The 14,494-nt window shown below is 67.9% G+C and carries 15 protein-coding genes; 5 read left to right on the top strand and 10 right to left on the bottom strand.

The features are described from left to right. Positions 1-27: 27 nt before the first annotated feature. The 6 genes from folP to glmM form a co-directional block, all read right to left on the bottom strand. Entirely contained in the window at positions 28-1,128 is a 1,101-nt protein-coding gene (gene folP / locus AVT10_RS00575; protein ID WP_232307817.1) for a dihydropteroate synthase, read from the bottom strand. Continuing rightward, positions 1,104-2,231 (bottom strand): site-specific DNA-methyltransferase, encoded by a 1,128-nt coding sequence (locus tag AVT10_RS00570; RefSeq protein ID WP_066686917.1) that lies wholly within the window; start codon positions 2,229-2,231, stop codon positions 1,104-1,106. The genes folP and AVT10_RS00570 overlap by 25 nt, the downstream gene beginning before the upstream one ends. Before the next feature lie 185 nt (positions 2,232-2,416). Beyond that, positions 2,417-3,013: a ribonuclease HII gene (locus tag AVT10_RS00565; protein ID WP_066686916.1), complete on the bottom strand. Its 597-nt coding sequence runs from the start codon at positions 3,011-3,013 to the stop codon at positions 2,417-2,419. Next, entirely contained in the window at positions 3,006-4,160 is a 1,155-nt protein-coding gene (gene thiD / locus AVT10_RS00560; protein WP_066686915.1) for a bifunctional hydroxymethylpyrimidine kinase/phosphomethylpyrimidine kinase, read from the bottom strand. Before thiD ends, AVT10_RS00565 begins: the two co-directional genes overlap by 8 nt. A 170-nt stretch (positions 4,161-4,330) precedes the next feature. Beyond that, a complete protein-coding gene (locus AVT10_RS17655) occupies positions 4,331-4,507 on the bottom strand; it encodes a DUF1272 domain-containing protein (protein ID WP_084401176.1) in 177 nt (58 codons plus the stop codon). Beyond that, positions 4,507-5,847, bottom strand: a complete 1,341-nt coding sequence (gene glmM, locus AVT10_RS00555; protein WP_066686914.1) for a phosphoglucosamine mutase — start codon at positions 5,845-5,847, stop codon at positions 4,507-4,509. The genes AVT10_RS17655 and glmM overlap by 1 nt, the downstream gene beginning before the upstream one ends. 71 nt (positions 5,848-5,918) lie before the next feature. Here glmM and AVT10_RS00550 point away from each other — a divergent pair, with 71 nt between their 5' ends. Further along, positions 5,919-7,184 carry a dicarboxylate/amino acid:cation symporter gene (locus tag AVT10_RS00550; protein WP_066686913.1) on the top strand — a complete coding sequence of 422 codons (1,266 nt, stop codon included), beginning with the start codon at positions 5,919-5,921 and terminating at the stop codon, positions 7,182-7,184. Between the two features lie 113 nt (positions 7,185-7,297). Here AVT10_RS00550 and gorA read toward each other — a convergent pair whose 3' ends face one another. Together gorA and pgi are read right to left on the bottom strand one after the other, a co-directional pair. Further along, complete coding sequence (gene gorA / locus AVT10_RS00545) at positions 7,298-8,647, bottom strand: glutathione-disulfide reductase (protein ID WP_066686911.1); 1,350 nt, start codon at positions 8,645-8,647, stop codon at positions 7,298-7,300. Continuing rightward, complete coding sequence (gene pgi / locus AVT10_RS00540; protein ID WP_420038482.1) at positions 8,644-10,155, bottom strand: glucose-6-phosphate isomerase; 1,512 nt, start codon at positions 10,153-10,155, stop codon at positions 8,644-8,646. Before pgi ends, gorA begins: the two co-directional genes overlap by 4 nt. A 115-nt stretch (positions 10,156-10,270) precedes the next feature. On the opposite strand from pgi, the gene AVT10_RS00535 reads away from it, so the two are divergent. From AVT10_RS00535 to AVT10_RS00520, 4 genes are all read left to right on the top strand, one after another. After that, complete coding sequence (locus AVT10_RS00535; RefSeq protein ID WP_066686898.1) at positions 10,271-10,558, top strand: GIY-YIG nuclease family protein; 288 nt, start codon at positions 10,271-10,273, stop codon at positions 10,556-10,558. A 163-nt stretch (positions 10,559-10,721) separates the two neighbouring features. After that, positions 10,722-11,561 carry a signal peptidase I gene (lepB, locus tag AVT10_RS00530; RefSeq protein WP_126012558.1) on the top strand — a complete coding sequence of 280 codons (840 nt, stop codon included), beginning with the start codon at positions 10,722-10,724 and terminating at the stop codon, positions 11,559-11,561. Next, entirely contained in the window at positions 11,498-12,226 is a 729-nt protein-coding gene (gene rnc, locus AVT10_RS00525) for a ribonuclease III (protein ID WP_198158466.1), read from the top strand. Before lepB ends, rnc begins: the two co-directional genes overlap by 64 nt. A gap of 319 nt (positions 12,227-12,545) precedes the next feature. Next, the gene (locus AVT10_RS00520; RefSeq protein WP_066686885.1) at positions 12,546-13,100 is read left to right on the top strand and encodes a DUF922 domain-containing protein; all 555 of its coding nucleotides are present in this window, start codon (positions 12,546-12,548) and stop codon (positions 13,098-13,100) included. Positions 13,101-13,287: 187 nt separating this feature from the next. Here the strand turns inward: AVT10_RS00520 and AVT10_RS00515 are convergent, their stop codons facing one another. Together AVT10_RS00515 and AVT10_RS00510 are read right to left on the bottom strand one after the other, a co-directional pair. Continuing rightward, positions 13,288-13,734, bottom strand: a complete 447-nt coding sequence (locus AVT10_RS00515) for a hypothetical protein (protein ID WP_126012564.1) — start codon at positions 13,732-13,734, stop codon at positions 13,288-13,290. 71 nt (positions 13,735-13,805) lie between these two features. Further along, positions 13,806-14,489: a phosphatase PAP2 family protein gene (locus tag AVT10_RS00510; RefSeq protein WP_066686881.1), complete on the bottom strand. Its 684-nt coding sequence runs from the start codon at positions 14,487-14,489 to the stop codon at positions 13,806-13,808. Between the last annotated feature and the right edge of the window lie 5 nt (positions 14,490-14,494).

Below are 14,494 nucleotides of genomic sequence, written 5' to 3'. Positions count from 1 at the left end.
TTGGCCGTTGTGCAACGACCGGGAAGGCTACCGCGCCACCAGCGCCGCATCGCGCAGGCCGCGCCACACCCGGATCGCCTGCACCGTCTCCGCGACGTCATGCACCCGCACGATCTGCGCCCCGCGATCGACGCCGGCCAGCGCCAGCGCGACCGACCCGCCCAGTCGCTGGTCCGCCGGCGCCTCGTTCGACAGCGCGCCGATGATCCGCTTGCGGCTGGCCCCCAGCGACACCGGGCAGCCTAAGCCGTGGAACAGCGCCAGCCCGTTCACTAGCGCCAGATTGTCCGACAGCGCCTTCCCAAACCCGATGCCAGGATCGACGACGATCTTCGCCCGGTCGACCCCGCCGGCAACCACTGTCTCGACCCGCGCCTCCAGCCAGTCGAACACATCGAGCAGCGGGTCGCCATAGCCGTCCCCGGCATGCGGCCCCTGCGCCGGGGCGGGCGAGTGCATCAGCACCACCGGACACCCGCTCGCGGCGACGACGCCCAGCGCGCGGGGATCATAGGCCAGCGCAGCCACATCGTTGACGACATGCGCCCCCGCCGCCAGCGCCGCCTCCATCACCGCCGCCTTGCGCGTGTCGACCGAGACCGCGACCCCCGCCGCCGCCAGCCGCTCGGCGACCGGCACGACGCGGGCGATCTCGTCGCCTTCCCACACGGTCGCGGCACCCGGCCTCGTGGATTCCCCGCCCAGATCGATCAGAGCCGCGCCCGCCGCCGCCATAGCGACCCCGGCCGCCGCCGCGCCTGCCGGATCGCCGACATGCGCCCCGCCGTCCGAAAAGCTGTCCGGCGTGACATTCAGGATCGCCATGACCTGCGGCTGGTCGAACCGCAGCACCCGCTCGCCGACCGTCAACGACGGACGCGGCGCGGTGATCCGGCGATGCAGCTGGCGCGCACGATCCGCCCGGTCCGGCGGCGACGTCGCGACCCAATCGTCAAACCGCTCGACCGGCACGGTCATCCGCAATCCCGCCCGGTCGGTCACCTCATAGGCCGCGAACCACAGCATCCCCCCGGCCAGCCGCAACGCGCCGCCATCGGGCAGCCCGACCGGCGTGTCGACGAAGCGGACCGGGCGCAGATACATCAGGGTTGCGTCGCGAGCAGCCATTGCTGGCGCAGTGCATCGACCGCGACCAGCCCCTTCGACCCTTCGGTGTGCCAGAAGGTCCAGCCATTGCACGACGGCGCGTTCTGCAACGTCGAGCCGAGCTTGTGGATCGATCCGGCCGCCCCGCAGTCGGACAGCAGCGACCCGTCGGCCAGCACGGTCGCGCGGAAGCGGCGCTTGCTGTCGACCACCACCGACCCTGGCGGCAACAGGCCGTTTTCGACCAACACGCCGAACGCCACGCGCGGCGGTTTGGAGGGCGCACGCATCGCGCGGATCGCCGATTCATCGAGCGGCAGCGCCGCCTCGATCCGCGCGGTCGCCGCCTCGACATAGGTCGCGTCGCGTTCGATCCCGATGAAGTGCCGCCCCAGCCGCTTGGCGACCGCGCCGGTGGTTCCGGTGCCGAAGAACGGGTCGAGTACCACATCGCCCGGCTTGGTCGACGCCAGCAGCACGCGGTACAGCAGCGCCTCGGGCTTCTGAGTCGGATGGACCTTGGTCCCGTCCTTGCGCAGCCGCTCCGGCCCGCCGCAGATCGGGAATTCCCAGTCCGAACGCATCTGCAATTCGTCGTTCAGCGTCTTCATCTGGCGATAGTTGAAGGTGTAGCGCGCCTTCTCGCCCATCGATGCCCAGATCATCGTCTCGTGCGCGTTGGTGAAGCGCGTGCCCTTGAAATTGGGCATCGGGTTCGACTTGCGCCACACGATGTCGTTCAGGATCCAGAAGCCCTGGTCCTGCACGATCGACCCGACCCGATAGATATTGTGGTAGCTGCCGATGACCCAGATCGTGCCGTCGGGTTTCAGGATGCGGCGTGCCTCGGCCAACCAGTCGCGAGTGAACTTGTCGTACGCGGCGAAGCTGTCGAACTTGTCCCAATCGTCATCGACCGCATCGACCTGACTGCCATCGGGGCGCAGGAGGTCGCCGCCCAGCTGCAGGTTGTAGGGCGGATCGGCGAAGATGCAGTCGATCGACTTGGCGGGCAGCGAGCGCATCGCCTCGATGCAATCGTCCATCAGGATCCGGTCGAGCGGCAGCGCGACCGTCGTCGCGACCTTCTTCTTCCGGGTTTTCACTGCCACCATCGTCGTCATTCCCCTTGCATTGCCGCCATCTCGCGGAATCCACGAGTCGCGGTCAAGAGGTAATGCTTGACTCTTGCGTTGATGGAGATTCGTTGCGGCGACGAATCGAGTCGCTGCGGGGCATATCTTGAGGCTGAGGACGCGGATCAGACTCCATATCTGGTATCACTCGGTTCGTCGCAAAACCGCGCAGGTCAAAGCGTCAGACACGCCTGCGCGACCGGTGCGAAACTTCTGCGGTGCAGCGGCGTCGGACCCAGCGTCCGAAGCGCCTCCAGATGCACCTTCGCGCCGTATCCCTTGTTCGATGCCCAGCCATAGCCGGGATGCCGGGCATCCGCTTCGACCATCATCGCGTCGCGGGTCTGTTTCGCGACGATCGAGGCGGCGGCGATCGACAGGCTGATCGCGTCGCCGCCGACCACCGCGATGCTCGGATGGCCCCAGTTCGGACAGCGATTGCCGTCGACCAGCACCATACCGCACGCCATCCCCAATGCGTCGACCGCGCGTTCCATCGCCAGCATCGTCGCCCACAGGATGTTGAGCCGGTCGATCTCCTCGACGCTGGCGATCCCGACGCCGACCGTCGCGCATTCCAGCAGCCGGGCGTGGAGGTCCGCCCGCCGCTTCGCGCTCAACTGTTTGGAATCGTTCAGCCCGTCCGGCACGCAATCGCGGTCGAGGATGACGGCGGCGGCGACCACCGGCCCGGCCAGCGGCCCGCGCCCCGCTTCGTCCACCCCCGCCACCGGCCCGACATGGCGCGCCTCGTGCGTCCAGTCAGGCATCGGCGATGCGCCATGGCGGAAACCGCCGCATCTCGCCCGCCTGGTACAGGCAAACCTCGTTGCCCGCCGGATCGAACAGCCGCGCCTCGCGCCAGCCCCAGGGCCGGTCGATCGGCTCCTGCGCGAACGACAACCCCTGCCCTTTCAGATAGTGGACCACGACGTTCAGGTCGCCGACTTCGAAATACACCGCCGGCACCTTGCGCTCCTCGGTCATCTCGATCGAGAAGGTCGCCCCGCCCTCGGTCTCGAACCGGGCATAGCGGCGGCTGGACCGCACGATCGCCTTGAGGCCGAGCAGGCGGTAGAAATGCTCGCTCGCCGGCACGTCGCTGGCCGGCACCGTCACCTGGTTCAGCATCGGCGACCAGCGCGACTGGTTGAGGTCGAGTCGCACCCCCTGCTGCGCCATCGGTCCCGCGCCGCGCCCCAGTTCGTCGGCACCCAGCATCGCGATCCGCACGAAACTGCGCGCGCGGCCGATCGCCTCGACCAGCGTCCATTCCTTCGCCAGCTCGCACGCGATCGCGGTCGACAGGGTACAGCCGGTGCCATGCGTCGCCATCCCGTCGATGCGCGGGGACGACCATTCGACCAACGGCGCGGCACCGCTGCCGCGTTGATGCAGCCGGTCGACCAGTACCTCGCCCTCGCCGTGCCCGCCCTTTTGCAGGACGGCACAGCCATGCGACAGCATGTCGTCCACGCCGCCCAGGGCTTCCAGTTCGGGCAGGTTCGGCGTCGCGACCGTCGCGACCGCCATCAGCCGCTCGAACGCGGCGACCGTCGCTTCGTCGGCGAGCCGCGCACCGCTGGTCGAGATCATCACCGGGTCGAACACCACCGGGACGCCGGGCAGGTCGCGCAGCCGGTCGGCCAGCGCGTGCGCCGTGCGCGCCGATCCGATCATGCCGATCTTCACCGCATCGACGCCGATATCGCGCACTACCGCATCGATCTGCGCCATCACCATGTCGGTCGGGATGGGATGCACTGCATCGACGCCCAGCGTGTTCTGCGCGGTGATCGCGGTGATCGCGGTCATGGCGTGCGCGCCCAGCATCGTCGCGGTCTTGATATCCGCCTGGATACCGGCGCCCCCGCCGGAATCGGAACCGGCGACGATCAGGATACGGGGTGTGGTCATGGGGTGGGGTTAGCCTTGCGATGCGGACGCGACAAGCTCCTCCCCGGTACGGGGAGGGGGACCAGCGAAGCTGGTGGAGGGGGATGTCGGCATACGGAACGGTTGCGTTGCGCGGCCAACCCCCTCCACCGTCCTTCGGACGCTCCCCCTCCCCGCGCAGCGGGGAGGATCTATTTGCGCCGCGTCGGCCGATCCACCAACTCGCCGCGACAGTTCGGACACACCTCATCGAGGTCATCCGCACAATCCGCGCAGAAGGTGCATTCGTGCGAGCAGATGAACGCGCCATGCGCTGCCGCCGGCAGCGGCGCGTCGCATCGCTCGCATGCCGGCTTCATTGCCAGCATCAGGCCGCCGCCTGCCGCACCGCGTCGCAGATGCGGTCGACCACCTGTTCGACATGGGCGGCGTCCTCGCCCTCCGCCATCACCCGGATCACCGGTTCGGTGCCCGACGCGCGCAGCACCAGCCGTCCGCGCCCGGCCAGTTCCGCCTCGACGCCGGCAACGACATCCTTCACCCGCGGATCGTCGAGCGGCTTGCCCCCGGCGAAGCGCACATTCTTGAGCAGCTGCGGCAGCGGGTCGAAGCGGTGCAGCACTTCGCTGGCCGGTGCGCCCGATCGCTGGATTTCCGCCAGCACCTGCAATGCCGCGACCAGCCCGTCGCCGGTCGTCGCATAGTCGGACAGGATGATATGCCCCGACTGTTCCCCCCCGACATTATAGCCCGACGTCCGCATCTTTTCGAGGACGTGGCGATCGCCGACGGCGGTGCGCACCAGTCCCAGCCCCTGCGCCGCCAGATGCCGCTCCAGCCCCAGGTTCGACATGACGGTGGCGACGAGGCCGCCGCCCTTCAACCTTCCGGCGCGCGCCCAGCTGGCGGCGATGGTCGCCATCAGCTGATCGCCGTCGATCACCTTGCCCGCTTCGTCGACCACGATCAGCCGGTCGGCGTCACCGTCCAGCGCGATGCCGACCTGCGCGCCCGATGCGACGACCGTTTCCGACAGCGTCTGCGGCGCGGTCGATCCGACGCGGTCGTTGATGTTCTTGCCATTGGGGGTCACGCCGATCGCGATGACCTCCGCGCCCAGTTCCCATAGCGCCGAGGGGGCGACATTGTACGCCGCGCCATTGGCGCAATCGACGACCAGCTTCATGCCGTCCAATCGCAGGTTTTCGGGAAAGGTCGACTTGGCGAAGTGGATATAGCGTCCGCGCGCGTCCTCGATCCGGTTGGCGCGTCCGATATCACCCGGCGCCGACAGCTCGATCTCGCTGTCGATCAGTTCCTCGATCGCCAGTTCGTCGGCATCGGACAGCTTGTAGCCGTCCGGGCCGAACAGCTTGATGCCATTGTCCTGATACGGGTTGTGGCTGGCGGAGATCATCACGCCCATATCGGCGCGCATCGAATGGGTCAGCATCGCCACCGCCGGGGTCGGCAGCGGGCCGACCAGCACCACGTCCATGCCGACCGAAGTGAACCCCGCGACCATCGCATTTTCGAGCATATAGCCCGACAGGCGCGTGTCCTTGCCGATCACCACGCGGTGCCGGTGATCGCCCCGGCGGAAGTGCGCGCCTGCCGCCATGCCGATGCGCATCGCCATCTCGGCGGTCATCGGCTTGGTGTTGGTCAGCCCGCGAATCCCGTCGGTGCCGAAATATTTCCTTGCCATCGTCACATACGCCTTCAGGTTGAGCGTTCGGTTGGGCGGGGTATTACCGCCACTTTTGCAAAAGGGCGAGCATGTCGCAGGCGACACGAATATTGGCGGGACTGGGTGCGGGGCTGGCGCTGGGCGTTTTCCTGGCGGGACAGTCGCCGGACACCGCCCTGTCGGGCATCGCCATCGCCGAACCGATCGGTACGGCGTGGCTGAACGCGCTGCGCATGACCATCGTGCCGCTGGTCGTCGCGCTGCTCATCACCGGCATCGCCCAGACGGCGGAGGCGGCGCGCGCCGGGCGGATCGCCACCCGGTCGCTGCTGCTGTTCATCGTCATCCTGTGGACGTCGTCGGCGCTGGGCGCGCTGTTCACGCTGACGCTGCTCGACCTGTTCCCGCTGGGGCAAACCGCCGCCGAAGCGTTGCGCTCGACCTTCGGCACGGCTGCGCCGGCCGCGAAGGTGCCGCCGTTCACCGACTTCCTCGTCGCGATCGTGCCGACCAATCCGGTATCGGCGGCGGCGAACGACCAGTTCCTGCCGCTGATCCTGTTCACGCTCGTCTTCGGCTTTGCGCTGACGCGCCTGCCGCAGGACAATCGCTCGGTGCTGGTGCGGCTGTTCCAGGCGATTGCCGACACGATGCTGATCGTCATCAACTGGGTGCTGTGGCTGGGGCCGATCGGCGTGTTCGCCCTAGGCTATGTCGTCGGCGCGCGGGCGGGCACGGCGGCGTTCGGCGCGCTGGTCCATTATGTGCTGGTACTGATGAGCGTCGGGATGGGCGTCTGGCTGCTCGCCTACCCGCTGGCGCGGATCGGCGGACGCGTGCCGATCGGCCGTTTCCTGAAGGCGACGGCACCGGCACAGGCGGTCGCGATCTCGACGCAAAGCTCGCTCGCCTCGCTGCCGGCGATGCTGAAGGGGGCGGGCGATGTCGGCGTGCCGGTGGCGACGTCGGGCGTGGTGCTGCCGATGGCGGTGGCGCTGTTCCGTGCGACGGGACCGGCGATGAACCTCGGCGTCGCGCTCTATGTCGCGCATGTGTTCGGCGTGCCGCTGGGGGCGGGGCAGATCGCGGCGGGGATCGCGGCGGGCGCGATCACGACGATGGGCGCGGCCAGCCTGCCGGGGCAGATCAGCTTCGTGTCCTCGATCGCGCCGATCGCGGTGGCGATGGGGGTGCCGGTCGAACCGCTGGCGCTGCTGGTCGCGGTGGAGACGATGCCGGATATCGTGCGGACGCTGGGCAATGTGACGATGAACGTCGCGGTGACCGCGACCATCGGCGAGCGCGTTGGGGGTTCGGCGACCAGCGAGGCGGATGTGATTCTCGCGGAAGGCTAAGAGGCCAGAAGGGAAACGTCATCCCAGCGAAGGCTGGGATCTCCCGGTAAGGGAGCGCGCGTATCGTCGCGGGAGACCCAGCCTGCGCCGGGGTGACGTTTGCGGCCAGCACCCTACTTCATCAGCACCAGCTCTTCCGCCATGGTCGGATGCAGCGCGACCGTCTGGTCGAACTGATCCTTGGTCAGCCCGGCCTTCACCGCGATCGCTGCCGCCTGCAAAATCTCCGGCGCGTCCGGCCCGATCATGTGCAGGCCCACGATCCGCCCGGTCGTCTCCTCGCAGATCATCTTGTACAGCGCGCGTTCGTTGCGGCCGGCCAGCACGTTCTTCATCGGGCGGAAGTCGGACAGGTACACCTTGACCGAGCCCAGCGTGGTCTTCGCCTCGCCCTCGGTCATGCCGACGCCCGCCATCGGCGGATGGCTGAACACCGCGCTCGGGATACAGTCGTAATCGACCGTCACGTCCTTGCCGCCATAGGTGCGGTCGGCGAACGCCTGGCCTTCGCGGATCGCGACCGGGGTCAGCTGCACCCGGTTGGTGACGTCGCCGACCGCATAGATGGACGGGCAGGTCGATTGCGCCTTGTCATCGACCTTCACCGCGCCCTTGTCGTCCAGCTCGACGCCCGCGCTCTCCAGCCCCAGCCCCTCGGTGTTCGGCACGCGCCCAGTCGCGAACATCACCATGTCGACCGTCACCGGCTCATGCCCCGACATCTTGACGGTCAGGCAGCCATCGTCGCCCTTCTCGATCCCCTCGAACTCGGCGTGGAAGCGGAACTCGATGCCCTTGGTCATCGAAATCTGCAGCAGCCGGTCGCGGATCGATTCGTCATAGCCGCGCAGGATGACGTCGGTGCGGTTGATCAGGATGACATGCGCGCCGAACTGGTGGAACACGCCCGCGAACTCGTTGGCGATATAGCCCGCGCCGGCGATCAGCACCCGCTTCGGGATCGCATCCAGATGGAACGCCTCGTTCGAAGTGATGCCATGCTCCGCCCCCGGACAGGACGGCACCGCCGGCTTGGCCCCGACCGCGATCAGGATGCGCTCGGCCGTCACCTCGCGCCCGCCCGCCAGCTTGACCGAATGCGGACCGGTCACGGTCGCGCGTTCGTGAATGATGTCGACGCCGTGATTCTCCAGCGTGCTGGTGTACGCGCCGTTGATCCGGTCGACCTCGCTCAGCACATTGTCGCGCAGCCGCGGCCAGGAAAAGTCGCATTGCGGCGGCACGTCCCAGCCGAACGCCTTCGCATCGCGCAGATCCTCGGCGAAATGAGCGCCGTACACCAGCAGCTTCTTCGGCACGCAGCCGCGGATGACGCAGGTGCCGCCGACGCGATACTCCTCCGCCACCGCCACCTTCGCGCCATGCGCCGCCGACACGCGGGCGGCGCGGGTGCCGCCCGATCCCGCGCCGATGACGAAGAGGTCGTAGTCGTAATCGCTCATGCAAGTCCTGCCCGTGCCAGAAGGTCGTTGGTCGACGCATCGAACGTCTGACCACCCTGATCGGCTGCCTTCGCCATTTCCTTGCCCAGCTCGACACCGAACTGGTCGAACGGGTTGATGCCCAGCAACGCGGCATTCACGAACGTCCGCGCCTCATAGAACGCGATCAGCGCCCCCAGCGTGCGCGGGTCCAAATCCTTCAGCAGGATCGTCGACGACGGCCGGTCGCCGGCATAGGCGCGCGCCGGATCGGCATTGGCCTTCCCCGCCATCAGCGCCGCCCCCTGCGCAAAGGCGTTAAGCAGCAGCTGCCGGTGATGCGCCGGGTCGAGGGTGTCGCCCGCCTCGACCACCGCGACGAATTCCAGCGGCACGATGCGCGTACCCTGATGCAGCAGCTGGAACACCGCATGCTGGGCATCGGTGCCGACCCCGCCCCAGGTGATCGCCGCCGAATTGCGCCCCAGCGGCTCGCCGGCCGCCGTCACCGACTTGCCGTTCGATTCCATCTCAAGCTGCTGGAGATAGGACGGCAGCAACCGCAACCGCTCGTCATAGGCAAACGTCGCCCGCGTCTCGCAACCCTTCACCTGCGAATAATAAAGGTCGGCAAAGGCCGCCAGCACCGGCGCATTCTTCGCCGGTTCGCTCAAGCGGAAATGCCGATCCATCTCGGCCGCGCCTTCCAGAAGTTCCTCATAGGCCTGGAACCCCAGCGCCAGCGCGAACGGGAACCCCAGCGTCGACCACAGCGAATAGCGCCCGCCGACCGACTCGGCGAACGGCAGCACGCGGGTTTCGTCGACGCCCCATTCCACCGCGCGGTCGGGCGAGGCGGTCAGCGCGATCACGCGGCCATAAGGGTCCTCGACCCCGCCCTCGCGCATCCACGCCATCGCCGATTCCGCGTTCAGCATCGTCTCGGTCGTGGTGAAGGTCTTGGACGCGACGACCAGCAGCGTGGCGGCGGGGTCGAAGCCCTTGACCGCCTCTTCCATCGCCACGCCGTCGACGTTCGACACGATCGCCACGTCATACTTGTCCTCGTCACGCCCCAGCGCGTCGAAGATCAGGTCGGGGCCGAGCGCCGACCCGCCGATGCCGACATGCAGGATGTGGCGTACCGGCCCGAACGCATCCGCCTCGATCGCGTCGATCACCTGCCGCATCCGCGACTGGAACGCGCGCGCCTGTGCGACATCGTCCGGGTTACCCTCGCCGCGCTCGGCGGTATGGGTCGCAGCGCGCCCTTCGGTGACATTCACCACCTGCCCGGCGAACAGCGCGTCGCGCTTCGCCGCCAGCTCCATCGTCGCGGCCAGCCCGGTGAACGCGTCGATCGCCGCATCGTCCAGATGGGTCTTGGCGAAATCGAAATGCAGCCCGCCGACATCGACGGTCAGCTTGGCCAGCCGGTCGGGATCCTTTGCGAACAATTCGGTGAGCTTCGTGCTGCCAAGCCCCTCGATCGCGGACCAGTCCTGCATCGCCATATCGTCCCTCGTCATGTCGTCGGTTAGGATGCCGTCGCCCTAGAGCGGACCAAGGGGGCAGGTCCACTCCCTTCTATCGTCATGCCGGCGCAGGCTGGCATCTCCCTGAGCATCTCGATACGCCTGCCCGATGCGCGGGGGCTGGACCTACATCATGGCGAACCGCCGGTTCGGCATGACCTATGTCGGGGTGACGGCCGACCTTGCCGCGCGGGTGTGGCAGCACAGGCGGGATAGTGGGTCTGCCTATTGCCGGAAGTACGGTATCAGGACGCTGGTTCTCGCGGAAAAGCATGATGATATCGAAAGCGCTATCCGGCGGGAGAAGGCGCTCAAGGCGTGGCGGGCCGAATGGAAGCACCAGTTGATCGCAGACGCCAACCCGGAATGGCGGGATTTGTTCGACGACATCGTTTGAGCCGAGAAAGACCCCAGCCTGCGCTGGGGTGACGTAAATGGGAAACGGCCCTGCCCCAAACCTCACCCCAGCGAAAGCTGGGGTCTCCCTCGGCTCCTGCCCGATCACCCGACAAACCCCCACCCACTTGACGCCCCGCCCCGCCCCACGCATGGCACGGTCCATGGCTCTCGACCCCGCCCCGGCTACCCCCACGCCGACTCCGCCCGCGCCCGCCACCAAGCCGAAGCGTTCGGAAGGGGCGGACCTGATGGTCTTCCTGCTGAAGCTCGCCATCGTGGTGTTCATCATCCGCTCGTTCCTGTTCTCGCCCTTCTCGATCCCGTCGGGATCGATGCAGCCGCGATTGATGATCGGCGACTATCTGTTCATCACCAAATGGAACTACGGCTATTCGCGCTATTCGCTGCCTTGGGGCATCCCGCTGATCCCCGGCCGCATCCTGCCGCGCACGCCCGCGCGCGGCGACGTGGTGGTGTTCAAGGCGCCGCCGAGCGCGAAGCAGGACTATATCAAGCGCGTGATCGGCATCCCCGGCGACACGGTACAGATGCGCGGCGGACAGCTGTTCCTGAACGGCAAGGCGATCCCGAAGCAGCGCGTCGCCGACTGGGTCGCGCCGGTATCGCCCAACACCAATTGCGACTATGCCTTCCAGCGGATCGTCGCCGAACAGCCGGTCTGCGCCTATCCGCAGTTCCGCGAGACGTTGCCGAACGGCAAGAGCTACAACGTCCTCGACCTCGGCACGACCGAGGCGGACGATACCGGCGTGTTCACCGTGCCGGCCGGCCATGCGTTCCTGATGGGCGACAATCGCGACGACAGCGCCGACAGCCGCTTCCCGGCACGCGAAGGCGGCGGCATCGGCATCGTCCCGCTGGAGAATATCGAGGGCAAGGCCGTCGTGAACTTCTTCTCGACCGATGGCTCGGCCGAATGGCTGCTGCCGTGGACGTGGTTCTCGGCCGCGCGGTGGCACCGGATCGGGGAAGGCTTCTGAGCGACGCCCTGCACGACTGGGTCGGCCAGGCGCTGGGCCGTGCGCCGACCCGCATCGACGATTACGCCCGCGCGCTGACCCATGGCAGCACGGCACGCGCGACCTATGAGCGGCTCGAATTTCTCGGCGACCGCGTGCTGGGGCTCGCCGTCGCCGAATGGCTCTACGAACGCTTTCCCTCGGAGAGCGAAGGCGCGCTGTCGAAGCGGTTCAACGCGTTGGTGACCGGTGCCGTCTGTGCGGAAATCGCGCGCGGCATCGGCGTGGTCCCGCATCTGAAGCTCGGCAAGCAGGCGCGCGACGACGGCGCCGGCGACAGCGACAATGTGCTGGGCGATGTGATGGAGGCGCTGATCGGCGCCTATTATCTCGACCATGGCCATGACGCCGCGCGCGCGTTGGTCCGCACGCTATGGGGATCGCGGATCGACGCGCAACTGCGCGTGCCGCGCCACCCGAAATCGGCGCTGCAGGAATGGGCCGCCGCGAACAATCGCCGTCCGCCCGAATATGCGATCGTCGACAAGAGCGGCCCCGGCCACGCGCCGCGCTTCACCGTGCGCGTAACCATCGGCAAGCTGGCGGCGGCCGAAGCCACCGGCACGTCGAAGCAGGAGGCCGAGACGCTGGCGGCGAAGACGTTGCTCGCGCAACTGGGCGACTGAGCCCACTCCAATGGTTTTGCCTTCGCCGCCCGCCCCGTAGCGCGGTGGACTGCAACGGCTGCCCCGAACTGTTGAACCGCGACGTGCCGAATGGGCTACCCGATGGGACCACGCTCTCTGCCGCGGCATGACCAAGCTCACTTGGCTCAGATAAGACCTCTGCCCAAATGCCTGTTCCGTACCCGGGCGAAGGCCGGGGTACGAAGCGGTGGCAGTTGGGCGAGCGACGTTCGCAGAGGCCATGCCCAGGACCGACTGCGCATTGCCCACCCTTAACTCCGCCATTGCCTTCCGCCGCGCCCCGGCTACGCTCCGCCCCATGCCGACCGCCCCCGCCGCCACCGCCCTGTTCGCCGCGCTGCTGACGCTGCAAGGCTCCGCCACCCCGTTCGACGGCATCGCCAATGTCCGGGTCGAGGAATATGCCGTCACCGGCCGCAGCGTGGCCGCGATCCGTCGATCGATCGACGCTGCCCGCCCGACCGATCCGAACGACGGCAAGCGCGTCGACGGGCTCAGCCGCTGGAACATCAACTGGCGCTGGCGGCGCGATGCGGCGGGCACGTGCAGCACGACGCTCGACAATATCGGGTTCGAAGCGGTCGTCACCGTTCCCCGCCTCGCCGACTCCGACGTCCCGGCCAGGGTCCGCGCGCAGTTCGACCGCTACCTCGCCACGCTGCTGAAGCATGAGGAAGGCCATGTCCGCTATGCGTGGGACCATCGCGGCGAGGTGGCCGACGCGATCAACGCCGCCGGCTGCGACGGGATCAAGGACGCCGGCATGGCGGCGGTGCGCACGATCGCCGAGCACGACGTCGCCTATGACAAGGCGACCCGCCACGGCGCGGACATCATCACTCCGTTTCACTGAGGCTCGCAGCAGATCCGCGTTCAGCCGCTCAAGCAAGGTTCGCGGTTCACAGGATAACGTCTCATCGTCACCCCGGGCTTGACCCGGGGTCCCGCTTCTTAGTCGCCCGACGCAAAAGCAGGACGCCGGATCAAGTCCGGGGTGACGAGATGATCGGTCGCTTGTCGATCGCCTCCTGCCGCTGCGATTACCGTGCCCCGGTCTGCTGCGCGAACTCGGCCTTGGTCACGTTCAGCACCAGCTGCCCCCGGATCGTGCCGAACACATCCGCCGGGACCATCGCCCGCGAGCTGCCCGACAACAGCTGCACGCCCTCCGGCTTCACCGCCTCGATCGTGCCCAGCGGCACGCCGGTCTTGTCGAACACCGATGCGCCGATGACCAGGTCGGACGGTTTGGCCGCGACGATCCGCTTGGCGCTGCGCCGCGACGCGCGTGCGTCGACGGTCGTGCCTGCCTCGTCGCGGATACGGTCGAGCGCGAATTGCTGGTCGCGGTCGCTGGTGACGCTGCGCGTCGTGTCCTCGGAATTGGGCGAGCTGCTCGGCGCCCCGCCGACCGGCGCGATCTGCGCCTGCGCCGCCCCCGCCACCAGCAGCAACGTTGCCGCCACGCCCCGGAATTTCGCGCTCATCCATCCCTCCATCGCTGATTGTTTGCGCTAACGTTACGCCGCCGCTCGCGCCGCCGCAAAGGTTTCCGTCGTTACCGTCCGCCCAGCACGCGCAGTTCGATCCGCCACCATCCGATCGCCCACAGCGCCCCGAACAGCCATCCGGCCAGCACGTCGCTCGGCCAGTGCACGCCCAGATAAACCCGGCTGACCCCGATCGCGACGACCAGCGATGCCGCGGCCGCCATCGCGAACGCCCGTGCGGCGCGCTGGCGCAACAGCGGCCAGGCGAGCGTCGCCAGTGTCAGGTACACGATCGCCGAATTGGCGGCATGGCCGCTGGGGAAACTGTTCGACGTCTCCGCCATCAGGTGCGGGACCAGATCGGGACGCGCGCGGGACACCGCCTGCTTGAACAGCATATTGGCCCAGCTGCCACTGGCGCACGCCGCCGCGATCAGCAGCCCGGTCCGCCACCGTCCGGTACTGGCCAGCAGCAGCGCGACGAAGGCGACGACGATGGTCAGCACCGTCGTACTGCCGAGCGCGGTGACGTCGCGGACCATCGACGTGAATTTCTCCGACGCGACCGGCGCGCCATCGGTCCCCCGCAGCGCCAGCAGCAGCTGCCGGTCGAACGCGAAGCTGCTTCCCCGCACTACCTGATCGGCGAGGAAGAACAGTAGCAGCAGGACGAAGCCGGCGGCGGCGATGCCGATGATGCTCCACGGCGTACGGCGGGACGGGCGGGGTTCGGGACGAAGGGTTTCGTTCATGCAGG

The sequence above is a fragment of the Sphingomonas hankookensis genome, assembly GCF_001619955.1.
GTDB classification, from domain to species: Bacteria; Pseudomonadota; Alphaproteobacteria; order Sphingomonadales; family Sphingomonadaceae; genus Sphingomonas; species Sphingomonas hankookensis_A.
This window is presented reverse-complemented; position numbering and strand designations above follow the sequence as displayed.

What these genes read in the sequence shown, in the direction of transcription:
- folP (WP_232307817.1), bottom strand. Translation starts at nt 1,128, where the DNA reads ATGGCTGCTCGCGACGCAACCCTGATGTATCTGCGCCCGGTCCGCTTC.
- AVT10_RS00570 (WP_066686917.1), bottom strand. Translation starts at nt 2,231, where the DNA reads ATGACGACGATGGTGGCAGTGAAAACCCGGAAGAAGAAGGTCGCGACG.
- AVT10_RS00565 (WP_066686916.1), bottom strand. Translation starts at nt 3,013, where the DNA reads ATGCCTGACTGGACGCACGAGGCGCGCCATGTCGGGCCGGTGGCGGGG.
- thiD (WP_066686915.1), bottom strand. Translation starts at nt 4,160, where the DNA reads ATGACCACACCCCGTATCCTGATCGTCGCCGGTTCCGATTCCGGCGGG.
- AVT10_RS17655 (WP_084401176.1), bottom strand. Translation starts at nt 4,507, where the DNA reads ATGCTGGCAATGAAGCCGGCATGCGAGCGATGCGACGCGCCGCTGCCG.
- glmM (WP_066686914.1), bottom strand. Translation starts at nt 5,847, where the DNA reads ATGGCAAGGAAATATTTCGGCACCGACGGGATTCGCGGGCTGACCAAC.
- AVT10_RS00550 (WP_066686913.1), top strand. Translation starts at nt 5,919, where the DNA reads ATGTCGCAGGCGACACGAATATTGGCGGGACTGGGTGCGGGGCTGGCG.
- gorA (WP_066686911.1), bottom strand. Translation starts at nt 8,647, where the DNA reads ATGAGCGATTACGACTACGACCTCTTCGTCATCGGCGCGGGATCGGGC.
- pgi (WP_420038482.1), bottom strand. Translation starts at nt 10,155, where the DNA reads ATGACGAGGGACGATATGGCGATGCAGGACTGGTCCGCGATCGAGGGG.
- AVT10_RS00535 (WP_066686898.1), top strand. Translation starts at nt 10,271, where the DNA reads ATGCGCGGGGGCTGGACCTACATCATGGCGAACCGCCGGTTCGGCATG.
- lepB (WP_126012558.1), top strand. Translation starts at nt 10,722, where the DNA reads ATGGCTCTCGACCCCGCCCCGGCTACCCCCACGCCGACTCCGCCCGCG.
- rnc (WP_198158466.1), top strand. Translation starts at nt 11,498, where the DNA reads ATGGCTGCTGCCGTGGACGTGGTTCTCGGCCGCGCGGTGGCACCGGAT.
- AVT10_RS00520 (WP_066686885.1), top strand. Translation starts at nt 12,546, where the DNA reads ATGCCGACCGCCCCCGCCGCCACCGCCCTGTTCGCCGCGCTGCTGACG.
- AVT10_RS00515 (WP_126012564.1), bottom strand. Translation starts at nt 13,734, where the DNA reads ATGAGCGCGAAATTCCGGGGCGTGGCGGCAACGTTGCTGCTGGTGGCG.
- AVT10_RS00510 (WP_066686881.1), bottom strand. Translation starts at nt 14,489, where the DNA reads ATGAACGAAACCCTTCGTCCCGAACCCCGCCCGTCCCGCCGTACGCCG.